Origin of the sequence: Pelotomaculum sp. FP, assembly GCF_004369245.1 — a bacterium.
In the GTDB taxonomy this organism is placed as follows: Bacteria; Bacillota; Desulfotomaculia; order Desulfotomaculales; family Pelotomaculaceae; genus Pelotomaculum_C; species Pelotomaculum_C schinkii.
On record NZ_QFGB01000047.1, the window covers coordinates 1 to 23019 of the forward strand.

Consider the following 23019-nt stretch of genomic DNA (forward strand, 5'->3'; position numbering starts at 1 on the left):
GCAAAACATATATTGTGCAATTTTTAAGTTTTTCCAAACAAAAATTGTGCAAATTTTGCAGTTTGAATAGAAATTTTAAGCCTAATTATTGTGCAAATCGCTAGGACAAAGATTCTGCAAAATTACAGTATCTTTGAAGAAATTGCACCGCTGTTTTCTGAGCGTCTTCCTTGGATACCGTCCCCTGTTTGCCGCGTCCGGAATCATCCTGAATGCCGAAGCCCACAATTTCTCCCGTATCCGCTATAGTCTTAAGGTTTACAAAACGCACTCCGTTCCAATCCGGCTCGCTGTCCGTCTCCTGCTGCGTTTCAGAGCCCCAGGAGTATTCTTTAAACTGGTATCCCGAGGTAACAGGCAAATCATGAACCCTGACACTGCCAAACTCCATGCCGGCCATATCCACGCCGAACTCCTCCGCCAGCAGCCTGGCCCCTTCCTCGGGCGTCGCGGCGTAAAACTTCTTACCCTCCCCGTTTAGGATAACACGTTGAGATTGCTGCAGGGTCCCCCCGGAATCTTCCAACGGCTCCCCTGTTTCTGCGTCTATGAAACCTGAAAAAGACGGATAATACATCAATACCGGTATGGTTTCCTCACCGCTTTTGCTAGGCCATGAAAGCCTTAGGGGCTGACTGTAGCTGTAGCTCAGTTTCATTTCCACCAGCCCGGCGAAAGCCTTTTCCGCAGCATCCTTAGTCATTGCCCGGGACGGATCGGGAAACTTGGCCGGATCCGGATTGTCATCCTTCTCTTTACGGAATTCGGTAATATGGCCGGCAGAGTCAACACTTACCTGAAAGCCGCTATTTAAAAGGGGGACGCCGTTTATCAGCCGATTAAAATATACATGAGCCGAGGTCATCGTTATTATTTTGTTCCCTTTATCGTCCAGGCTACTTCCGCTGCTGTAGCTTATTGTTTCCCCCATCTCATACTCTTTCAGCCTGTCCCCGAGGAGTTTACGGGTAAATTCCGCTGCTTTCTCTTCCACCAAAGTGGCAGACGGCATCTTTTCCGCAGCCCACTCCGGGTTATAAATATCAAAATTGACCAGATCCCCCGTCTTCGCATCAAAAGCAATGCTGGCCTGAATACGCCGGTTATCCGGCGTAACGTCCAGGGAGCCGTCGGTTAAGAATCCCCCCCAGGCTGTCTTGTCCTCATTGTATTCCACACTCTGCAAGGACAACTCCTTGAGTTCAGGTATAATCTGATACATTTTTTCCAGGGCTTGCCGCTGTGCTTCCGTTAACTCCGCTTTTGAAAACAGTTCAACGGCGTCTCCGCCTCTTTCCTGCACAACCAAGAGATCTTGTTCCGCCGCCCACGCAGGCGTTGTCAGCAGCATACCTGCCGCCAACACGGCGACTGCTGTTCTTTTAACCTTTTTCAATCATTTCTCCCCCTTGTTTGATTCGAGTCGCTACCTTTAACTATTCTTTAATTTATAACCGAACATAATGCCTATCGGAGCTGATATCAATGCAAGAATCCAAAGATAACTCTTAGCGTATTCCAGTTCGACAAGTTGAATTATAATTATTATGATAATGAACGCTATTATTTGACAAAGGCTGAACTGTGTATATATTTTTTCGAAGTTATCCATATTTTTTATTTTGCTGGCATTCCTAAAATATTTGTGTTCATGATAAACTCTAACTCGATACAAACGATATATTTGTAATGCAATACCAATTAAGAACAATAATATTATAGGAGTCTTAAAAACATCTGTGGAAAGAGTATCTATATGGCCCTTCTCCTTTCTATTCAGATAAATCCTGTCGCACAGGTACAGCGCCTCTTCAACGCCATATCGCTTTTGTTCTCATTCCCTCCATCCCCTTTCTATAAGCTGTGATATCTCCTGAACAGCTACGCGCTAGTATTTCAGATGTGATGCATTGACACTTTTATGGATTACTCATTTTTCACCCCTACCTAATATGACGCAAAAAACTACCCGGACGGATGGTGCAGGTGTAAATTATTTTAAATATTCCTGTAAAACACTTTTGGAGCAAACCGGCTGATTATATGCCCCCTTGCGGACGGATCGACAGGGATGTCGCTCTCTGGCAAATCCAAGGAATTGATCAGTACCTGGCTTAAAAACTTGAAAATAAAATGTAAAACTTTTTTGGACAGGGGGGGTATCAAAAAGACCCCCTGTTTTCTCTTTATATGGCAAGAGGGCAAGTTAGTTTCATGAGGAGGTAAGATAATGCGCTAGACCTGACGTTTTTCTGGAGAACTTGAGGCTAATGCTTTTGCTCCGGAGGAAGCCCGGGCCATTGCCTGGTTTTCAACCGGCCTGCGCCGTGAAGCGATCAGATTGACTAAAAAGTACCGGCGACTGGACAAGCATGAGCTTTTGCTCCTGAATGGTCCGGTGACTCAAAACACTGATTCCGATAAGCTGACCATGCTTGATGCCATTCCGGCTCTTGTGGATGTTCCCGGTGAAGCTGCGGATATGGTATTTAGCCAGGAAGCCCTCCTGTTGCTAACACCGCAAGAACAAAGAGTGGTCCAGGCAACTATCTTGGATGGGTTTACTGAACGGGATGCGGCAAAAGAACTGGGAGTGTCACAGCCTGTGGTTCATCGCATGAAAGAGCGTGCGTTGAAGAAGTTGCGAAAACGTTTTGTCCTGGATAAGTCGATCGGCAAGTGATGTATACGACGCCATAACGACCAATCAAAATACTTGATTGGGGATGATAATTAATTGAGTTTTGATACCAAAGTTATTGAAGTGTTTACTGATGAACTCTCTCCAATTTGTAACCAAGTAAGAGCATTATTTACAGAGTTCTCCGTACCTTTTGTTGAAAGAAACATTGTCAAGGATCGCGAAGCTTTTAAAGACTTCGTGAAGTTAGAATTGCGCTTGGTTCCATCTTTCATATTTGCAGGTCGTTTATATGATGAATATAACCCTGAGCTTTGGGCAGGAATTGTAAATCGGCATTTCGATATTGTAATTCCGAAAGACCGACTACAAATAGTTTTGCCAAAGAAGCGCCCATGGATAGAAATACCAAAAAAAATAATAAGCTACAGCAAATAAAAAGGAGGAATTAAGTTTATGCCATCTTGTAGCGGAACAAAACCTAATTATGCTGGTTTCGTAAGTGATTATTTGTCTTACGCTACCACTGCGGCTTCCGAACTCGGAGTGTCAATCGCTTTTATTTTATGTCAATGGTATCAGGAGTGGGGTCTTCCCGCTAATAATCCAGCTTGGCAGGGATCTACCATGGGATATACAACATGTGGTTCGTGCGGCTCTTTCCCGATGTTTTGTAGTTTAAGTGATGGTACAGGGGCATATATTGCTCAAATGGGATACTACAATGATAATTCTTCATGGACAAACGTCTTTGGAAACCCAGTTAGCGTGTATAACTCTTATAATTGGGGATTCAATGGTGGGCAAACAGCCTATAATGTTTCTACTGATGATGGTTACTATGTTACTGCTACTAGCCAGCACTTTTATGGTGCACTTGAAAGCGGTGGTAACGGCACAACAGGAACCTATGCTGCAAATGAAGCAATTGGTGCCTCTCCCTGGAATTATGGTCACTACATGAGTTATACCTCTGGTGACACTTATCCAGGGCGTAGACTAAATGTTATATTGAACAATTCTGGTTGGGCTCCCACGTATTGCTATGTTCCGTAAACAAAAAGCCGGGCGATACTAATATATCGTCCGGCTTTTTTTATTGTTACGGACGTTGTTGCTGGTTGGTTAAAATTATCCTTGTTATTTTGTTATTTTCAAGTGAAAAGTCTAGATGGGGGTAATACAGACCATTAATTTCTTCTTTATTCGCTCCATTAATGAAAACAGACTGATATTTACCATTAGGCTGAAAGCTATAAACTACATCATATTTTTTAGTAATATATTCCAAAGAATCCCCAAGTCCAATTCCTGTATCTGTTGTTAGCTTAGAAGGTGCAGAAATTTGTATATCAACTACGCCTCCAATAACAGGTTCATTCTCACCCCTTCTATAGAATGCAACAGATAAACCCAAATCTTCATAGTACCATCTAACAAAAGGAGTTGTAGGAAACTTGTCTTTTTTTGTTGGCTCACCGTAAAGTTTCAACACCTGTTCTTGTGAATCACCGATATGAATTCCGGCAAGAGAAACGTTTTCTTTCGTCAAAGGTCCTGGACCGGCTTCGCTAGCGTTATTATTGACAATTTTAATTTTTTTTGAAGAACAACCAAAAAGCGTTAACAAGAGAAGAACCAAAACTAGACCCTTAATACCTTTTTTAAACATATGTCATTACCTCATTTCATATATTAGTTGAATTTTTTTACGGACGATTTTGTTCGTTGGATAACATTATCCTTGTTATTTTGTTATGTTCAATTTCAAAGATTAGATCTGGATACGTAATTAAATTTTTTTCTTTCGCAGTTTCTTCCGCATCATGTGGGTTGCGTAAAATCAAACAGCAGGTGCGTACGGCAGTCGTCCACTGTTCCCGGACAAACTCTTCATAAGCTGTGATATCTCCTGAACAAATACGCGATACCATTTCAGAAGTGATACATTGCTCACTTTTATGGATCACTCATTTTTCACCCCTACCTAATATGACGCAAAAAACCACCCGGACGGATGGTGCAAGTGTGAATTTTTCAAAAATATATATGGAAAACACTCTTGGAGCAGACCGGCTGATATATGCCCCTGCGGATCAACAGGGATGTCGCTCTCGGATGAAGGGCCACATCCCACAGCTCGTTGAAGTCCTCTGTCTTCTTATTTCTTATGTTCAAAAGCCAGCCTTATACAGCTTGATTTATAGCAAGGGCTGAAACGTGAAGCAAAATGAAAAACTTTTTGGACAAGGGGGGTATCAAAGAGGTCCCCTTCTTTCTCTTTATACAGGCAGAGAGGTTGTTTAGTGAAGTCATGTTTATTGTAGCTGACTGAAAAATATGTAGAACTTTTTTCGTTTTTGGGCCGTCTATATATTAACAAACAAGTTAAATATAGGGAATAGGAAGAAAACTATCGAAAGATAGAGGTGAAAACCATTGGATCTAAGATGAGTAATACATTATGACAACCTCAGCTCAGCCGTTGTTTTTTGATCTGTCCGTTTTCGTATAGTAGGTCCTTTTTTTCTTCCGGAGGTGGTAATGGAATGCAGGATCTGTTTACCTATGCTACTCTTGGCACCCTGGCCGGCGCGGTGGCTGCGACTGTTCTGGTGGTTGATTCCATTAAAGAGCTTGGTCTTTTGAAGCGTTTTTCCACTCGTTGTCTTGTGGTGGCGGTAGCTGAAGGAATCGTCTTTCTGGCCGATATCGCTGCAGGAAGTTTTACGGTAAAAAATGTCCCGCTTTGTATTCTGAATGGTTTGCTGGTGGCGGCTTCCGCCATGGGAAGCTGGCAGGTGATTCATGATCGGCTGCTTGGTGGTTCTGAAAAGGCAAAGGGAGGTTGAGTGCCTTGAAGAAAAAACTGAAGTTTCATGAGTTAGTTGTCAGGGCTAAAAGCGGTGATGAGAAGGCTGTTATTCAAATAGTGTATCGGTTAAATCCGGCAGTTAAAAAATATAGCCGCCGGTCGGGGCATTATGCTGAATGTTATTCGGATTTGGTAACTTGGTTAATTGGCGCAATTGATCAGTACCCGGCTTAAAAACTTTGAAAATAAAATGTAAAACTTTTTTTGGACAGGGGGGTATCAAAAAGACCCCCTGTTTTCTCTTTATATGGCAAGAGGGCAAGTTAGTTTTCATGATAGGAGGTGTGAGATAATGAGATCCCCCTAACGCTTCCTCTAGAGAACCTGAGCCTAATACTTTTGATCCGGAGGAAGCCCGGGCAATTGCCTGGTTTTTAACCGGCCTGCGCCGTGAAGCAATCAGACTGACAAAAAAGTACCGCCGGCTTGACGAGCACGAGCTTTTGCTCCTGAACGGTCCAACGCCTCAAAACACTGCTTCCGATAAGCTGACCATGCTTGATTCCATTCCTGCTGCTGTGGATGTTCCCGGTGAAGCTGAAGGTATATTATTTATCCAGGAAGCCCTCCTGTTGCTAACGCCGCAAGAGCAAAGAGTGGTAAAGACAACGATCCTGGATGGATTTACCGAACGAGAGGCGGCCAAGGAACTGAGGATATCACAGCCTGTGGTTCATCGCACAAAAGAACGTGCGTTGAAGAAGTTGCGGCAATATTTGATAAGATGAAATCTGCTAATTAATCTAAATTAAAGTAAAAATTAAGGGAGGTTATCGTTTATGCCTACTCTATTTTATCCAATAGAAGATTTAGGCCGGGGACAGACTACCGAGTCTCAAGAATTTAATGTCCTATCCACAAAAGATGTTGATGTTGTTTTAGTTCAGTACGCGTTTGATAGCACTGGTGGTTTGGTTCCGGCTCAACTAGAATATACAATTGGAACCCAAACAATTCCTGTCAATGGAATATACAAGGGCGAATCTATAACAATTAAATTTCGAAATGTATCAGCAGGAACCCATAGGTTGGTGATACACAATGCAGCAATAGATATCAATGGCGCGTATGGGAATGGCTATATATATTATTAAGTCTGAATACTAACCTTAGCCGAGGGCATTACCCCTCGGCTCTTTGCTTACTGGAATTGTCATACCTTAGTTGAAAAAGACCTTCATTTCTTGGTCAGGATAGGCAAAGATAAGATATTCAGGTATATTTTTTAGAGAAGCGGCAAGCACCACACGAATCTCCCTTATCTCCGTGTTTCCTTCGATCTGTTCGCTCACCACGGAAGAAAAACCTGGACCGAAATAACTATTATGCCCTGTATCATCAACAATACGATCCGGAAAGTAGCTATCCCAAAATTGAGCACCTACCGGCTGTATTGTCTGATAATAAATCACAATGTCCGTCGGACAGATTTGCACTTGTTTTACCGTAACAGTGGTTTGTCCAATCATCCACGTCTTCATTGGTAAAAAGGTCCTGGTAGCTTCATCAGTGTACTGCCTCGACACTGGAACCGTAAATAACCATTCTCCGTATTGGTCCCCGATTTGGCGAATCTCAATCTGCAAGTTAAAGCTTTCAGGAAGCTCTCCTTGGTGGTAGATATTCCAGACCTCAACATTACCGTTGTCAATCCTTTCAGCCGTTCCCTGTCTCGTATCACGGATGGCTTCGCCGTTAATAAAAAAATGCATTTCTGCAATAGGCAACGGAATAGCATAAGGCAAAGTATCTTTAAGATACAGGTCAGGTCTGGACGTCGTTACCGTATAGCCTATGACAATCCTTCCCTGGTCATATAACACATCTGTAATAGTCACTGAAATATTTTTGTCCGTGGCTGTTTTCTTAACTGTTGTACTAAACTTTTCATTGATAGCGTTTTGCAGCCCCCATTTTTCCCCATAAAAATCAAATACTGATTTAACGACGGGGATTTGCTCCAGCGCCCTGGCTATGACCGGGGAGATAAAACCGGACAGGATTACAAGCCCGCCGATTACAACCACGGCAGCAAAGCTGCAACAGATTTTGCGAATTGCCGCGTTCCTCTGAAAATTTGTATCCGCAGCCGTGTTGTCAAGGGCACGCTCACGAATCTTGTCCCATGGAACGGCTTGAACCGGGTAGCGGTCGGCCTCTTTATATATTTCCTGTCTGATTATTTCATCCATGGTTCGTTCACCCCTTTGCAACATTCGTCTTGTAACGCTTGACTTTCTTTAAGCCGCCCGGCCATCTGACGGCGGGCCCTGGCGAGCCGCCACTTATATGTGCCTAGCGGCCAGCCTGCCGCAATTGAGGCTTCCCTGTCGGTTAAATCGCAAAAATAGCATAGAACCAAGGCAATTCTCTCCGGCTTGCTTATATCATGCAAGACATCCCTTACCGCAATTCTGGTATCAGCCTGTTCAATTTTATCGCCGGGAGCTACCACTTCTATGTCAGATACAGATAAAGCTTTCGGCTGGCAACGCCTCCGCCGGTGCGCCGCGTTTAATAAAATCCGGTAAAACCATACGCGAAATTTATTTGGCTCCTTTAGCTGATTACGGGACTTATACAGATTGACAAAAGCGTCCTGGGCAGCTTCTTCCGCGTCATGCGGGTTGCGTAAAATCAAACAGCAGGTGCGCACGGCAGCCGTCCACTGCTCCCGGACAAACTCTTCATAAGCTGTGATATCTCCTGAACAAATACGCGATACCGCTTCAGAAGTAATATATGGCCCACTTTTATCACGCACTCATCTTTCACCCCCCTACCTAATATGATGCAAAAAACCACCCGGATGGATGGTGTAAGCATAATTTTTAAAGGTAATTTATATCAACAGCAGGAGCACACCAATCTGGATGTGAGCCCGCCGGTTAGCAGGCTTACCCTTTTGGTTCAAAACGGTCCTTATTTAAATCTTACCGTACAATAGATTTAGAAGGATTCCCACATCTCATTTTGGCAAACGTTGAAAACTTATACCACCTTTAAAATTCCTTATTATTGTCTCCATACAGGCAACCGTAGCAATAATCAGAAAAAATAAGGCAGGAAAGTTATATCTCGGCTGTCCCTCGGTTACAAAAAAGACTGCCATAAGGAATATGATATTAAGGGTAACCACAGTCTCCCTGTATCCGATTGTTGACGATCTTTGAAAAATACCGGTAAAGATATGTTTTAGATTGACAATTGCATAGAATAATCCAAAAGAACTTAAAATATATATAATAATATCTATGATCGCCCGAAAGAATGATAGTTTTCTTAAACTATACGCGGACATATAATCCTTATCTTTTATGAGTTCATTCATTGTCCATTTTTCAATATCTTGAGCTCCGTTAAAAAAAGTATTCTTAACCCTGATTACGCCCAGTTTGAAAAACTCAATTGGGTGGGCAAGGATCCACTTTTTTGCTTCGTCTTTATACAATTTTTCCGTGTTTGCAGGATGTTCGGGAAATACGGTTCCCTTTTCCACAAACTTAGCTTTAAATTCTTCAGATACTTGGAATTCATTTGGATCCATCCAGCCGCCAATATAATTATTGTCATTGTTGTTAATATAGAGAACATATCCGCCATTGTAGGAAATGGGTATAAACGCGTTAAATACGATCCAGTTGCGATATGCCCAGGGCGCAATACACACAGCCATGACGGATGAGACAGCCAACACAGCAATCACGGTCTCTTTTACCGACTTGCTGCGCAGCCATTCCGCAACAGCAAGAATTGCCGGATATGCGATAAAAAAAGGCTTTGTAAGGGCTGCAAAGGCAATTAAAAATCCCAACAGCGGATAACGAAGCCTGTTATCGAATTCAGAGAATTGAACCAGAACGGTCAGGGCAACGAAAAACGTAAATAAAATCTCGGAACCTAAAACACTATTGTAGGCTATATAATTCGGTAATAAAGCTACAAGGAGATAAGCGGCAATTGCCGTTTTTTTAACGAACAGCTTATTAAAAATAAAAAATAACACAACCATCGTCGATACGGACAATAATAAGTTCAGATACTTTCCGGTCAAAACGTCCGTGTTGCCTGCCAGCTTAAAGAATAAACCTAAAACAAGGGGATAGCCCATTCCCTGAAAGGCAACAGGATTGCCCCATTGTGTAAAGCCGAGGTTGTTAAAAATATTAACGGCAATGATGTAATACCCTTCAAAATCCGATTCCAGCACATTCGGAATAGTAATGATCCAATAATACCTGAGAAGTAAGCCAATTACTGTAATGACAAGAAAAGAAATAAGATATTTTTTTTCTAACTGTAAAATTTTTTTCAATTTCTTTCCTGCTCCTTTTTATTCAAAGCCTGATCATGTCCTGGCTTGTATTCAAGCACCTAGAATGGATCGTAGACGATATCTTTTTTGTAAATCCAGGCGTTCCACCCACCGGGACCGGAAACGTAAGCCATCTCCCCTATTTCCTTATCAATGTAAACCCTTTGGTCGGCAGGGTCAACCTCCTCAGGCAAACCCGCAATTTGTTCGGCATTTGGCCCGTAATAAATCTTTGTTCCGGCAGGAAGCCTGCCTTCCATGGGAACGGCTTCTTCCCTGGTGGCCAGGTATTCCCGGGATACCCAACCCCGTTGCACCCTGGGAACATCATAGACGGCGATATGCACATAGCGCCAGTTATAAAGCTCTTTCTCTACCTTAACCACTTTCCCGGCAGCAAGGTCGGAAATTGGAGCATCCTGGCCGGGATAGAGATATACCGGCGCATTTTCTTTGACAACCATCAGGTACGGAGCTATATCCTGCAGCAGGTCGTTGGTATCCCTGGTCAGGTACCAGGCGGGCAACCATCCTTCGGTTGTCCCCGCCTGCACCAATACCCATGGCGATCGTTCCGCCAGCGACCTGACCTTCCGGCCGGCCTCCAGCTTTCCCGGCGAAGACAACTCGTCAGGGGAAGCATCGGCATAAAGCTCAATGGACATCCGGCAAAAAGTATTGGACATATTTCTTACCCATAAAAATGCCGATAAACTCAAGGCAGCTGCCAGAATAAAGATGAGTGACAGCCGTTTAAATATTCCAAATTTAGTCACTCAAAGATCCCCTTTAAAGCTGGTCTCACAGATACAATAAAAGTATTTCAAAACATTAAGAGCAAACCCCTTTATGATTACCCGCCATATGAGAAACTCGCAGCTGATTTAACAGGGGCTTACTCAAGGTGGATGAACCATCAGTTGATATACGAAGTTTGGTTCCTCAAAGCTTGTCCGGCAACCTGACACCTGGTTTAGCTGAACCTAAAAGTATGACGGCGCGGTAAACAAAATGGTTCAAATTGTTCGATTGCGCAGCGCAAAAACGTGCCGATACATTCTAGAAGTGGCGTCCTGGAAGTGGCGCAAACGATAAACGCACCGGTTGGACATCCCCACAAGTGCGTATATGAGAGCGGTGGTTCAATAAAATAAAATTGGAATAATGAGTAAATAAATAATAATGCTAAAAAACAAGCTGATGTGATGAAAATTTTGCGTTTTATACTACTTTCTGATGAGATACCAATAAGCAGGCATAGCAGGGATGCGAAACCTGTGATAGCCGGGTTTATTAAGTAATATAAAACAATCAATAATAAGACCTCCCAGCCCCTTTAAAAGAAGTCAGCCACGTATTAGAGTTACCTGCTTCTGCCCGTATGGCAATCAATTCGTCGTTTGTATGACCGTTAACTCTGTAATGCATTTTGTTCTGTATGTAAAAATAAGCATGGCTGCTTTGCTTTGGAAATTATTCTGTAAACAGGGAGCGACACTTTAGGAACGACATCTTCGGCCAGGCCGGCATCGTTGGTGACAAAAACGCTGCGACCTAAACTGGTGGTACCATACGAATCTTTATTCAGTTAATCCATTGGTTGTCCCGCCCTGTTTAGTATAACTGACTGCTGAAGTTGCGGCTAAACCAATTCCACAGGCGTACTTCACCTAAAGCTGGAGAATGGATATATTCTAATTCGCGTAATTTTAACAGCTCTTTAGTCGGGCCTGTCACAACAACGCCATAAACTTGCACGCCGTTTTCATTCAAATACTCGGACCGCTCTGCTAAACGCAAATCATTAGGATCCCCCCGGTAAATTTTTTTGGCGAAACTTTCATTTTCAGCAAGGAAGTGCATGGAGTCCAAAAAATACTCCTCACGCACAGAACCGTCATCGGTCCTAAGGGTAGAATTTTCGCTTAGCATGTTATGTGATAAGTCATTGACCCCCCAGACCCCGTCAGTTACGCTTAAACGGGTTTGCCTGGAAGTCCCCTCCAGACCTGTAGCTATGGCGTACCATATGATATCCAGCTCATAATCTGCAAGCATGTTCATCACCTGTTCTATAGAATAAGTTTGCTTAAAAGATAAGGCTAGTTCTGCAACGGTACCAACGGGCAAGGTTTCCAGGTTATCCCAGCCAGGCGATATCTCTACAGTGTGACCGGTGGTTAAACTTGCGTATTGGTCAGGGTGGTAAAAGTACAGGTAATTATTATATGAGCCGTTTTCCCAAGACCAGTTTATCGATGTTGAAAAAAAGAGATGATTCATATTTAAACTTCCGATGGGATAGCGTTCTTTACCGACTTGCTTTTCTAATGCGTAAGTGCCCATTGCCGCAAAATAAGGTTTTACTTCAAAGCTGCTGCCGGAGCCCCCGCCGCTGGTGTGAAAACTTGGGCTAGGATATATAGACGCTGACACATTAGGAAATGTAAATTCCATAATCAGCGCCGCAGTTTTCTCAGCTTTATAATTACGGGAATTTTCTTTTCCCAAAGTAAAAAATATGGACGAGAGATAAATACCTGCAATATATGCTATAAATAAAAGTAACAACAGAAAAAGAACGATATTGAACCGGTTTTTATATTTGGCCGTACGAAGAATACCTACATTACATTTCATTTATATCGCCTCTTTTTACTTTTGTTGCCCGTTATAATTTAAATTTCAGTATGCCGTATTTTTGAAACCCTATCATGATTTAATCTCCATTATCGATTACCCGCCCTATGAGAAACTCGCAGGTGATTTAACAAGGGCTTCCTCAAGGCGGGTGAACCATCAGTACCGTTTGATATTACGAAGTTTATCGGAAAGAACATATTGTGGCTGCATTATGTGTAAAACCCAGTCAGCCTTCGGGTTAATTCTTTAAATAAATTTCCCTGGTTCCTCAAGCTTGTCCGGCAACCTGACACCTGGTTTTAGTTAAGCCTATAGTTAAGCCTAAAAGTATGACGGCGCAGTAAACAAATTGGTTCACCATTTACCTTCAAATTGTTCGATGGCGCAGCGAAAAAAGTGCCGATACACCGACTTCGAACTGTATAGGATGGCTCCGGGTTTCACTATGTAGCCATTTTTTAGTTATTTTAAAAGGAAGCAAAAGAACCGTCCCCCTGCTTCCAGAAAAAACGGCACGGCACAAGCGTCTCGTGTCTTTCGGGTTTGCCTTATTCTTAAGAAAGCCTTAAGATTTTCATGAAGTGGTTTGTAATATTCACCTGCCAGAATATTGAAGTGGAAAGGCAGGTGGCTTTATTTGAGCGGCGGGATGATCTGATTAGGATGCAACGGAGGCGTTTTATGGAAAGATTAAATGTGCTGGTGTGTGATGATGACACCGCCATCGTGGATGCGCTGGAAATCTATTTAAAACACGAAAACTACGGGGTGATCAAAGCCTATACCGGGGCGCAGGCCCTGCAAGCTCTGGCCGAACACGAAATCCACCTGATCGTATTGGATGTTATGATGCCGGAAATGGACGGGCTGTCGGCCACCATCAGGATTCGGGAGGAACGCAATATTCCTATCATCATCTCGGCCAAATCCGAGGATACGGATAAGATTGCCGGGCTTAATTTTGGGGCGGATGATTATGTGACCAAACCTTTTAATCCTTTGGAATTAATGGCCCGGGTCAAATCACAGATGCGCCGGTACACCACCCTGGGGAGTATCGCCCATAAAAGCGGCATTCTAAAAACCGGCGGTCTGGAACTGGGCCGGGAGGGCAAAGAGGTGCGGGTTGACGGGGAAGTCATCCGGCTGACTCCCACCGAATACGGGATCGTAGTGTTTTTAATGGAGAACATGGGGCGCGTGTTTTCCATCGCCCAAATTTATGAGCAGGTGTGGAATGAACCGTCCTATGCGGCAGAAAATACGGTGGCCGTACACATAAGGAGGATTCGGGAAAAAATTGAAATCAATCCTAGAGAACCAAAATATTTAAAGGTGGTGTGGGGCATTGGATATAAAATCGAGAAATATTAACTATTCCGGCGGAGCCAAACTGGCAGCCGTGATCATAGTCTGGCTGGGCTTTCTGGGGACTATGGGCAGTTGCCTTTTTTTGTACCGGAATCACGACATCGCCAGTTCATCAAGCTATAACGAAGTTTATTCGTTCCAAAGCAAATTTGCTTCGCTGGTGCATAACGTAGTGGAATATCATGTCTTACTGAAAAACGAAGACCATATTCAGAACTCCGGCGCAGACGGGCAAACCGCAGCCGACAATCTGCAACGCCTCCACCGCATTGAAAATAAGCTTCCCGCCATGGTCAATTTCGTTTATTATGTGCGCAATACCCAAACCGGGGAAACATGGAGCAATTTGGGCTCAGAGATAGCCGATCCGGTCAGGTTTATCCAGAAGCAACCAGCCAGAGCCTTTCTTAACGGCTGGACATCTGATGCCAGCATCCCTTTCGGAAACCTTGAAGATATGATGGCCGGCCGCCCCTATGAGGTATACGCGGCAGTAGTGGACCCGCCGCAAGCCGGGGATATGTTCTATGACAACTATCTGGATTACACCCGGACCAAAGCCCTCACCGACGCCGCCACCATTTTGGCGATGATAGCCTTCGTCCTCATGGCGGCTGCCTTTGTTTATCTGATTTATACAACCGTCCGCCGGGAACCGGAGGAATACGGGACGCCGCCCCGGCCAACCTGGCTGTACGCCGATGTCCATACGGTTCTGGTGTTGCTAGCGGCAGTTCTGTCATTGACTGTCGTCGTCGGCTTTGGCCCGGATCTATCGGATACACTGATCATAGCAGCCCTGGCCGTTGTTCTCAGCCTGGATCTATTCATTGGCTTAACCTATGTTTTGTCCATAGCCCGGCAGATCAGAGACCGGTCAATTTTTACCAACACCCTGCTGTACAAGCTCGGCTCGGCTTTAAAAGCCTTCCTGCGCCTGGCTTTCCGGGGCGAGGGCTTTAAACTGTGGATACTGCCGCTGCTTTTGGGCTACGGCTTCGCAAACGGATTGTTGTTTGTGCTTTTCCGCGAAACCTACCGTGGCTATTTCGGCGGATCCGCCTTCTTTATCCTCTTCTTATTAATCGCCTTCAATGCCGGGGTTGTCTACTTTGCCGCCAGGTCGCTGGCCGCTTTGCCGCAGATCATGGAGGCGGTCAAGGAGATCTCGGCCGGGAACCTGGACTACCCCTTGGAGAGCACCGGCATTCCCGTCAGCTTTGCGGCTTTCGCCGAAGATATCCGCAGCCTCCAGGGAGGATTGCAAAAAGCGTTGGCCCAAGCGGTCAAAGGCGAGCGGATGAAAACCGATCTGATCACCAATGTCTCTCATGATCTGAAAACTCCGCTTACTTCCATCATCAATTATGTTGACTTGCTCCAGAAGGAGCAGTTGGAGAATGAAGCGGCGGCTGAGTATGTCAATATATTGGAAGAAAAATCAGCCCGCTTAAAGCAGCTCATTGAGGACCTGGTGGAAGCCAGCAAGGCCTCCAGCGGCAATCTGGCGGTGACCGGAGAAAAAGTGGACTTGCAGGAGCTGATGATGCAGGCGTGCGGAGAATATGAGGAAAAAATCCAACAGGCAGAGCTGGATCTTCATATTCAAACTGCGGCTGAAACGGTCTGCGTATGGGCGGACGGCAAACACATGTGGCGGATAGCCGAAAACCTGTTGTCCAATGTGGTGAAATACTCCCTGCCCCATTCCCGGGTGTATATTGATATTGCCTCCAACAATGGCTATGGATCTTTCACCATTAAAAACATCTCGGCTTTTCCCCTTAATATTTCTCCCGAGCAGCTTACCGAGCGCTTCGTACGGGGGGATGAGGCCAGAAGCACCGAAGGATCGGGACTGGGCCTTTCCATTGCGCAGAGCTTAACCGGTTTGCAGGGAGGAAAATTCCGGCTGGAAATTGACGGCGATTTATTCAAAGTAACGGTAGCCATCCCTTTGTGACAGAAGAGTAAAAAGGGACATGAGACTGTATCCAAAGGTTGTTTCAATTGATTCCGCCGTGGAGCTAAGATGGATGGGCGGTTGGTTCTGATATTGCGGCAATTCTTACCACAAGAATCCAAAACCGTTATATACTTTGTCCCGATATAAGGCGGACCAACCCGGTATCAAGCGTAAAACCCCATGCCGGGTTTGCGGTCCGTCTTAAAAGAAAGCACCGTTAAAAAGCAGGCATAGAGCGGGTTTGCGGCGAAATTAGTATGCATTATACCAGTGGAAAAGGCAGAGGAGTCAAGCGTGGACGACACTGTGGCAGCAACATGTTCCGGCATGCCGGAAGCGGAGCAGATCGAAGGGCTGCGCCGGTTGGCGGAACCGATTTTAGCATGGTATGAGCAAAACGCCCGCATCCTGCCGTGGCGTGAGCAGCCTGATCCTTATAGGGTATGGATCTCCGAAATCATGCTGCAGCAAACGCGTATAGAGGCGGTACTGCCTTATTTTTATAGATTTGTGGAGGTATTGCCGGACATTCCTGCCCTGGCGAAGGCGGAGGAAGCCACTCTGCTGAAGTTGTGGGAGGGGTTGGGCTACTATAACCGGGTGAGAAACTTGCAAAAGGCAGCCCGCATTATTGTGGAGCGCCACGGCGGGAGGCTTCCGTCTTCCTATCAGCACCTGTTGAAGCTGCCCGGGATCGGAGAGTATACCGCCGGAGCGATCGCTTCCATTGCCTATCATATCCCCGTCCCGGCAGTGGATGGCAATGCGCTCAGGGTATTGGCCCGTTTGCTGGCCTGCCGGGCCGATATAGCACAGCCGCAGGCCAGGAAAACCCTGCGCGCAGCGGCTCAAGCCATGCTGCCCCGCGAACGCGCGGGGGACTTTAACCAGGCCATGATGGATCTGGGGTCCCTGGTATGCCTGCCGGGTCCGGCTCCCCGCTGTGACCTCTGTCCCGTGCGGACAGGCTGTGCCGCCTACCGGCAGGGCGTGGCGGACAAACTTCCCGTTAAGTCTCCCCAAAAGCCCCGCGCCATGCAGCAAAAAACAGTGCTGGTGCTGGCTTCTCAGGGCAAGACGCTGCTCAGGCGGCGTCCCGCAGAAGGGCTGCTGGCGGGGTTATGGGAATTCCCCAATTTGGATGGCTGGCTTACTGAGAAGGAAGTGGCCGCTTTGTTGGACGAATGGGGGATCTGCCCCGCATCGGTGCGAAGGCTGGCGGACGCACGACATATTTTTACCCATATGGAGTGGCATATGCACGGGTATCTGGTGTATGCCGCAGATGCCCTGCCTGTACCAAACTGTGTTTGGGTGGATGGGGAGGCGGTGCGCCGGGAATATGCGCTGCCCAGCGCATATTCGGCTTTTACCCGGCATCTTCCCCGCTGGCTGGCAGAAACAAAAAACAACCTTGAGATTCATTAATCAGACGTTGTTTAGGATATGAAAAACGGAAAAAAGAGTATCCCATCCAGAATTTAATGGGCATAGTAAAAGCCGCCACATTTCTGTAACGGCCTATGACATGTACTGATTCAATGTAAATTTTATTCCCGCTTTCCATGCAGTACCTCTCGGACAGCGGCCTTCATCATGGAGGATACCTCGTCAATAGAATAACCGTTTTTGCCGCTCAACCGGCCTTCCTCAGCGGCAATCAGGTTTTCCCGAAGGCGCAGCATGCTCTCGCGCCTTGCAAATGCTTCAACATCCATCACCACCAGATCGCCCTCGCCGTTCTTGGTCAGGTGCACCGGTTCTCCCGACCGCTTGCACAGCTCAGAAATCTCATTGTAATTTAATCCATCTCCGCCGTCACCGTTTTTCCGGTAAAGGCGTCGATGTACTCCATGCCTGCACCATGGTCCGGCATGTAAACCAGGACGGGCTCGGGCGCTTTCTGGCCGTAATACTCAGGCCAGAGGTAAACCAGGCGCAACGGGTGGCTTTTCAAAAATTCGGCTTTTGCCGCCTCAGCGGTCACAACATTCTTGCTGTCCGGAAGGGTGACGGATGAACTGCTGTTCCTGTCGTGAAAAGCCGTAATCCCGCCGGTAAGTCCGTCCACAGTGACAGAGTACCCCCGGTCCGAAACCGGGATGCCCTGGTGCGTGCACGTGAAGGCAAAATTATACTCCGGACGCTGCTCATTGCCTTCCAGCTTGCTCCTGTCCACCCAGTCGGGAATGCTTTCTTCCTGCGGCCAGGAGACGTACATTTCCATTTCGGCCGCGCCCCGATCCAGGTACCTTTGCAAAAATTGGATGGCTGTTTCCTGCGCGGCGGCCCTGGATACTGTCGCCTTCTCGCCGTGCCCGGCTTCGTCCTGCAGGTTGAACCCGACAACCTGTCCTGTGTCCGCCAGAGTCCTGAGATACAAATAACGCATTGTGCTGTAATCCGGCGTACCGTCCTGACCCGTTTGGGGTTCGGAGTTCAAGTGGTACGTTTTCACCTTAATTCCCGGCTGAAGGGATTCTTCCACCTCATCTTCCCCGCTAAGCTTCATGCCGGCAATATCCATGCCGGTCTCAGCGGCAAGCAGAGCGGCTGCTTCTTCGGGAGTCGCGGCGACCAGTTTCTTACCCTCCCCAGTCAGGCTTACCAGACTGATCTGCGGCGGCTGCTGAAAACCGGCCAGCGGCTCCCCCGTTACAGCGTCTATGGACGCATAGGCCGAAGGAGCGTACATCAAAACCGGACGGGTTTCGACCTCCCCGCTGCGATACTTTGGATACTGCAAAGGAAAGCTGCCAACATAGTTCAGCTTCATTTCCAGCAGCCCGGCAAAAATCTCTTCCGCAGCTTCCCCTGTTATGGCCAGGGCAGGAGATGGAAACGCGGCAAGGTCCGGTTCTTCGTATTTTATGCCGCCATTTATCTGATAAAAACCATCTGTATAATATTCGGTGACATGACCGGCTGCGTCGACATCCACCCGAATGCCGCTGTTTAACATAGGTATGCCGTTGATCAGGCGCTCAAACTGCACTCCCGCCTCGGTCCAGTTTATCTCGTTCCCCTTGCTGTCCCGCGCGCCTCCTGAACTGAAGCCTATTCCATCACTCATCCGGTAGTCCTTGATCTTATCTCCCAGAACCTGCCGGGCAAATTCATAAGCTTTTTCTTTGGCCAGTTCGGCAGGTGGGAGCTCTAAAGAAGCCCAATCCGGGTTCCGGATATCGAACCTCACCAGTTCGTTTGTACCGGTTTTAAAAGAAAGACTGGCACGAATGCACATAATACCAGACACCGCCTCACCGGCACGATTGCTCAAGGTTACCCCCCAAGCATCCTCCCCCCCTTCATGCACTCCTTCCACGGTGAGTTCCTTTAGCTCGGGCACGATTTGATAGATTTTTTCCATGGCTTGCTGCTGTGACTCAGTCAACTCCACTTCGTGAAGCGGGTACGTCCCGTTTGTCACCTGTACACTTTCCACACCGCCTTTTACTTCCCGCGCCACCACCGGCGCATCTTGTCCCGCCGCCAAAGCGGTCGCGGACAACAGCATACCCGCTGTCAGGACGGCAACCACTACGCCTTTAGCCTTTTTCAAAAAATATCTCCTCCTTTACCTGCGGGATTATCCGCTATGCAATTGGTATAAATGCCACACGACTTTAGAATAGTTGCCCACGCCGCCAACGGCGCCACGTATGATGAAACACCGGGCGATGCAGAGGCAATTTTAAAAATATCCCTATAAAATATGACGGACAGCAAAAAAGGCAGGTTCACCCAAACATCTATTCTTTTCCAGGTGGCTGTCAGACCTGGTTTGAATATGTATATGCCAAAAAAGCTACATGCTTTCAATCAAGCTTTTTCTTTCTCTCTTTAACCGTTCCAGCTCTTGTTCGCTTTTTGCCAGCGTATGTTTTAGAACTTCCAAAATGTTATCCACCTTGTCTCTCTGTAAAACTGCATTTGCCAGCGAGTTTTTTATTCTGGACTGAACAATCCAATCTGCTATGAGGCCGTCGAAAAAATAATCCGCAAAAGATGCAAAGCCCCCAATATCAATAGCCACTCCTGATTGTAAATATGGATCCACATCTTTCAGCTCTCTTGAAAATATCATTAACTTTTGCTGCACTCTATGTACTGAATCTCTGGCATCATGAACTCTTGAGTGTTTTATAGCGGTTGAGAGAAGCCCTCCGCCCAGCAGATCCCAGGTTCCCCAGCCTTGTGCGCTTCTCAAGGAGCTAATAACTCCGTTTACTTCTTTTAAAACCGCATCCCCGGCATGCATCGCTTCCTTTAACTCTCTTATATTAGATTGAATATCAGCGATCTCCTCGGAAAGCCGCAGGACTTTTTGAGAAGCGGCACTACCTTCATGTAAGACAAAATTTTCTTTCTCTCTAAATACAGCTTCATATTGCATGTCTAAATCTTTTAACTGATCAATTTTTTGATTAATATCTGCAAACTGTTCCTCCAGAGCCGAAATCGAATCTTTACATTGATCAAACCTCAGCTTGGCGGCGAGATATTCTTGCCGTTCTTTTTCCAGCTGTTCCTCCTTGCTTCCCAATATGCCCAGGAAAAGGCCGGTAAGACTTAATCCCTCCAGCTTTTGTACATCTTTGCCTTCTTTCTGCAAGCAGTTCGCAAGCTCATCCAGCCTTGCTTTTTCCGCATAAAGCTTTTGCTCTATATCATTATGAGCAGCCAAAAGTTTCTGCTTTATTCTCATTTTCTCTTTCACATCCATCAGCCGCCTGTTAAGCTCTTCCAGCAATCCTTTCCCCCCTTTAATATACTTTGATTGAATAATTTCAATAGGAATAAGGTATATTGACCCCGGAACATTCATCAAAAGGGGCCACCGGTTTTATTGCTTTTTCTCTTCCAATAACCTTCTAATTTCTTTAAGCTCACGATCCATTGCTTCCATTTTGTTGAAAATATTCTTTTTGAAAAAACACTTTAATACTATATGAATAATAACGGCGATAATGATAATTAGTATTAATAAATCAATAATCTGAGCAATAACGGTAGCGTTAAATTCCAGACCCAATTTTTCACCTCCCTTATTGGAATCTTACCGTACAACTGTTGGCAGCATATATGCTCTCCTTGGCGAATGACGCTTCGGCTTTATACAGAGGCGTTCCGGTCAATACTATACGTATTTTGACCACGGGCGGTTGAGCGGGGTTTTGCGCATCGCCCGGAGATCCCGTTAGTTGTTCCAACCTGATCTCTTTGACGTATTGCGAGCCCGGGCTCTCGATAATTGTTTTTTCTTTCAAACTGTCGGCCGGTTCCACATTTAAAAAGCTGAATACCAAATCACTTGATTGTTCGTTATACCGGACCGTTGTGTACGGCAGCCTGCTGCCGCCGGCGAGCACTTCTCCCGGCGCCGCCTCGAAATCGAAAACAACTGCCGATTCCTGAATTTCAATATTAGTGAGAATTTGCTTCCAGCCGTCCTTCCCGAAAGCAATATCTTCTTGTTCGTTCAAGGGCAGGAACGGCTCCTCCCTTCTCAATTCTTCCGTGTCGGGGTTGTAAGTCAACAGGTAGGGAAATTGGTAATTGCCGGTATCGCTGCCCCCTCTGGCGGTAAACACAAGTTCTCCGTCTTTGTATTCTTTGAATTTGGCGGTTTCAATGAAGTAGACGATGTGTTTCATACCGTTGAATGATGGGTGATCGAGGTAAAAATCATGGTCGCCGGACGTCCCCTTTTCTACCAGTATAAAGCTGTCGCCGATAGCTCTGACGTCTCTTACCTGGTTGCCGGGAAAAGGCAGGGGGTGATAAAACCCGCCAGGATACCAGGCCACTACCTCATCCCATTTATAGGCACCGTAATAGCTCTGGGGTATATCCAATTCATCAAAAATTTGGCCAATATTTTCTCCGTCCGCTCCGGACTGCCAAATCGAGGCTTTTTCTCCCTGCACCCGCACCCACATCAGGCTCCGGCCGCTCCCGGCCCACCAGGGATGGCAGTCGGAATATCCCGGCGTCCCGTCGCCGTCGCTGATTCTTCTCGCCCCGGAACCGTCCGGCTGCGCCAGCCAGATTGCAGACGACGGCCATTCCTCGGGCTGACTAATTTCCGGCGCAGATTTCGCCCGGCTTACCGCGATGAACGCTCCTTCCGGTGACCAGGCCGGGTCGCGGTCCACATAGCCCTCGGGAGTCACCGTCACCGCCAGGTCCGGCCTGTTAACAGGCATGATCGAGAGGCGCTTGTTGGACTGCGCTTCCCTGCCGCTGCCTTCAATATACGCCACAGAGTCACCATAACAATACCAGTCGACCCAGTCGGGGTAAGCAAGCATGGTTGCCAGCTGCCGGGGAGCTTCTCCATCTATTGAGGTTACATATAAACTTACCCCGTCGGCAGTCAAGGATGCAGAGGAAGGGTATTTAAAAAAGCTCAAGTCATGCCCGTTGGGAGAAAACTTGAGACCACCCGGATAAGAAGAAATTCACGGGGGATGTCCTGCCTCAGGTGAAAATTCCGGCTCCAAGGCCAGGATCGTTTCGGCTTCGCCTCCCCTGGCAGGCATAACCTTGATGGCGGGACTTTCTTTTACATTTGGATTTTCGGCCGCCGTCGTGTAAACCAGCCTGTCGCCGGCGGGTACCCAGCAGAAATTCACTATTTTTTCAGACGCTTCCTTCAATAAAAGCGGTTCCCCGGGACCTTTGTCGCCGACATCGGCCAGTTTGAATTCGCCGCTCCTTACACTTTCACCCGGTTTTACAATAAGGTAGGCGATGCTGTTCGCCGCAGGGGACCACCGGGCGTCCAGCACCTGCCCTCCCGGCTCCAGGCCGAAAACCCCTCCGCCATCGGCGCGAGCCACCCATAAAGAGTAATTTCTCGACCATTTTTCAGCCGGGTCATATTTGTAAAAGAGCAGCCATTGCCCGTCCGGGGACCAGGCGGGAGAACTGCTGCAGCCGTCGCCGGTCAAGCGCAACGGCTCCCTCCCGCTCTCCAGCACCCACAGGTCTCCCTGCTTGAGCACAGCCAGCCGGCCGGGAAATTCTGTATTTTCCGTTGCATGTAACGCAACCTGCACGCCTCCGGCAAGGTCTTTCGCCCCTAGTCCCGTCCCGCAACCGGCCAAGGATAGGGAACATATCATTACAAGCAAAAAAATCACCATTGTGCCATGCTTTTGAAATTCACCCATGCTTTTAACCCCCATGACCGATTTGCGCAA

The 23019-nt window shown here is 46.7% G+C and carries 23 protein-coding genes and 1 pseudogene; 10 read left to right on the top strand and 14 right to left on the bottom strand.

The features are described 5' to 3' along the window. Window positions 1-100: 100 nt before the first annotated feature. Complete coding sequence (locus Psfp_RS15620) at window positions 101-1396, bottom strand: YcdB/YcdC domain-containing protein (RefSeq protein WP_134219473.1); 1296 nt, start codon at window positions 1394-1396, stop codon at window positions 101-103. A gap of 945 nt (window positions 1397-2341) precedes the next feature. On the opposite strand from Psfp_RS15620, the gene Psfp_RS15625 reads away from it, so the two are divergent. Genes Psfp_RS15625 through Psfp_RS15635 form a run of 3 tightly spaced genes read left to right on the top strand, consistent with a single transcriptional unit; the run spans window position 2342 to window position 3697 of the window. Further along, complete coding sequence (locus tag Psfp_RS15625; RefSeq protein WP_243120712.1) at window positions 2342-2683, top strand: sigma-70 family RNA polymerase sigma factor; 342 nt, start codon at window positions 2342-2344, stop codon at window positions 2681-2683. 54 nt (window positions 2684-2737) lie between these two features. Next, a complete protein-coding gene (locus Psfp_RS15630) occupies window positions 2738-3079 on the top strand; it encodes a hypothetical protein (RefSeq protein WP_134219475.1) in 342 nt (113 codons plus the stop codon). An 18-nt stretch (window positions 3080-3097) separates the two neighbouring features. Next, complete coding sequence (locus Psfp_RS15635; RefSeq protein ID WP_134219476.1) at window positions 3098-3697, top strand: hypothetical protein; 600 nt, start codon at window positions 3098-3100, stop codon at window positions 3695-3697. Between the two features lie 46 nt (window positions 3698-3743). Here Psfp_RS15635 and Psfp_RS15640 read toward each other — a convergent pair whose 3' ends face one another. Beyond that, on the bottom strand, window positions 3744-4313 hold the full coding sequence (locus tag Psfp_RS15640) for a hypothetical protein (RefSeq protein WP_134219477.1): 570 nt from the start codon (window positions 4311-4313) through the stop codon (window positions 3744-3746). 37 nt (window positions 4314-4350) lie between these two features. Further along, complete coding sequence (locus tag Psfp_RS15645; protein WP_134219478.1) at window positions 4351-4611, bottom strand: hypothetical protein; 261 nt, start codon at window positions 4609-4611, stop codon at window positions 4351-4353. Between the two features lie 579 nt (window positions 4612-5190). On the opposite strand from Psfp_RS15645, the gene Psfp_RS15650 reads away from it, so the two are divergent. The 4 genes and pseudogenes from Psfp_RS15650 to Psfp_RS15665 all read left to right on the top strand — a co-directional run bounded on the left by Psfp_RS15650 (window position 5191) and on the right by Psfp_RS15665 (window position 6610). Beyond that, entirely contained in the window at window positions 5191-5493 is a 303-nt protein-coding gene (locus Psfp_RS15650) for a hypothetical protein (RefSeq protein WP_134219479.1), read from the top strand. A gap of 5 nt (window positions 5494-5498) precedes the next feature. Next, window positions 5499-5690, top strand: a complete 192-nt coding sequence (locus Psfp_RS15655; RefSeq protein ID WP_134219480.1) for a helix-turn-helix domain-containing protein — start codon at window positions 5499-5501, stop codon at window positions 5688-5690. A 173-nt stretch (window positions 5691-5863) separates the two neighbouring features. Next, window positions 5864-6244, top strand: a pseudogene (locus tag Psfp_RS15660) (sigma-70 family RNA polymerase sigma factor); the annotation flags it as partial. 51 nt (window positions 6245-6295) lie between these two features. Beyond that, window positions 6296-6610 carry a hypothetical protein gene (locus tag Psfp_RS15665; RefSeq protein WP_134219482.1) on the top strand — a complete coding sequence of 105 codons (315 nt, stop codon included), beginning with the start codon at window positions 6296-6298 and terminating at the stop codon, window positions 6608-6610. Window positions 6611-6676: 66 nt separating this feature from the next. On the opposite strand, the gene Psfp_RS15670 is transcribed toward Psfp_RS15665, so the two are convergent. From Psfp_RS15670 to Psfp_RS15700, 5 genes are all read right to left on the bottom strand, one after another. Beyond that, the gene (locus Psfp_RS15670; protein ID WP_192895465.1) at window positions 6677-7708 is read right to left on the bottom strand and encodes a DUF4179 domain-containing protein; all 1032 of its coding nucleotides are present in this window, start codon (window positions 7706-7708) and stop codon (window positions 6677-6679) included. Continuing rightward, window positions 7696-8280, bottom strand: coding sequence for an RNA polymerase sigma factor (locus tag Psfp_RS15675; RefSeq protein WP_134219484.1), 585 nt, complete (start codon window positions 8278-8280; stop codon window positions 7696-7698). The genes Psfp_RS15670 and Psfp_RS15675 overlap by 13 nt, the downstream gene beginning before the upstream one ends. A gap of 204 nt (window positions 8281-8484) precedes the next feature. After that, window positions 8485-9831: a glycosyltransferase family 39 protein gene (locus Psfp_RS15680; RefSeq protein ID WP_134219485.1), complete on the bottom strand. Its 1347-nt coding sequence runs from the start codon at window positions 9829-9831 to the stop codon at window positions 8485-8487. Between the two features lie 59 nt (window positions 9832-9890). Further along, the gene (locus Psfp_RS15685) at window positions 9891-10607 is read right to left on the bottom strand and encodes a hypothetical protein (RefSeq protein ID WP_134219486.1); all 717 of its coding nucleotides are present in this window, start codon (window positions 10605-10607) and stop codon (window positions 9891-9893) included. Between the two features lie 838 nt (window positions 10608-11445). After that, complete coding sequence (locus Psfp_RS15700; protein ID WP_134219488.1) at window positions 11446-12471, bottom strand: anti-sigma factor C-terminal domain-containing protein; 1026 nt, start codon at window positions 12469-12471, stop codon at window positions 11446-11448. 684 nt (window positions 12472-13155) lie between these two features. On the opposite strand from Psfp_RS15700, the gene Psfp_RS15705 reads away from it, so the two are divergent. From Psfp_RS15705 to mutY, 3 genes are all read left to right on the top strand, one after another. Continuing rightward, window positions 13156-13848 (top strand): response regulator transcription factor, encoded by a 693-nt coding sequence (locus tag Psfp_RS15705; protein ID WP_134219489.1) that lies wholly within the window; start codon window positions 13156-13158, stop codon window positions 13846-13848. Continuing rightward, window positions 13823-15808, top strand: a complete 1986-nt coding sequence (locus tag Psfp_RS15710; protein WP_134219490.1) for a HAMP domain-containing sensor histidine kinase — start codon at window positions 13823-13825, stop codon at window positions 15806-15808. Before Psfp_RS15705 ends, Psfp_RS15710 begins: the two co-directional genes overlap by 26 nt. A gap of 273 nt (window positions 15809-16081) precedes the next feature. Beyond that, window positions 16082-17239 (top strand): A/G-specific adenine glycosylase, encoded by a 1158-nt coding sequence (mutY, locus tag Psfp_RS15715; protein WP_243120713.1) that lies wholly within the window; start codon window positions 16082-16084, stop codon window positions 17237-17239. 122 nt (window positions 17240-17361) lie between these two features. Here the strand turns inward: mutY and Psfp_RS15720 are convergent, their stop codons facing one another. The 6 genes from Psfp_RS15720 to Psfp_RS15745 all read right to left on the bottom strand — a co-directional run bounded on the left by Psfp_RS15720 (window position 17362) and on the right by Psfp_RS15745 (window position 22989). Next, window positions 17362-17601 carry a type II toxin-antitoxin system prevent-host-death family antitoxin gene (locus Psfp_RS15720; RefSeq protein ID WP_134219491.1) on the bottom strand — a complete coding sequence of 80 codons (240 nt, stop codon included), beginning with the start codon at window positions 17599-17601 and terminating at the stop codon, window positions 17362-17364. A gap of 11 nt (window positions 17602-17612) precedes the next feature. Beyond that, complete coding sequence (locus Psfp_RS15725; protein WP_134219492.1) at window positions 17613-19373, bottom strand: YcdB/YcdC domain-containing protein; 1761 nt, start codon at window positions 19371-19373, stop codon at window positions 17613-17615. A gap of 246 nt (window positions 19374-19619) precedes the next feature. Then, window positions 19620-20564 (bottom strand): hypothetical protein, encoded by a 945-nt coding sequence (locus tag Psfp_RS15730; protein ID WP_134219493.1) that lies wholly within the window; start codon window positions 20562-20564, stop codon window positions 19620-19622. Window positions 20565-20657: 93 nt separating this feature from the next. Beyond that, entirely contained in the window at window positions 20658-20846 is a 189-nt protein-coding gene (locus Psfp_RS15735; protein ID WP_134219494.1) for a hypothetical protein, read from the bottom strand. Window positions 20847-20859: 13 nt separating this feature from the next. Beyond that, a complete protein-coding gene (locus tag Psfp_RS15740; protein ID WP_134219495.1) occupies window positions 20860-22227 on the bottom strand; it encodes a hypothetical protein in 1368 nt (455 codons plus the stop codon). Window positions 22228-22275: 48 nt separating this feature from the next. Next, window positions 22276-22989 carry a PD40 domain-containing protein gene (locus tag Psfp_RS15745; RefSeq protein WP_190239540.1) on the bottom strand — a complete coding sequence of 238 codons (714 nt, stop codon included), beginning with the start codon at window positions 22987-22989 and terminating at the stop codon, window positions 22276-22278. Window positions 22990-23019 lie beyond the last annotated feature (30 nt).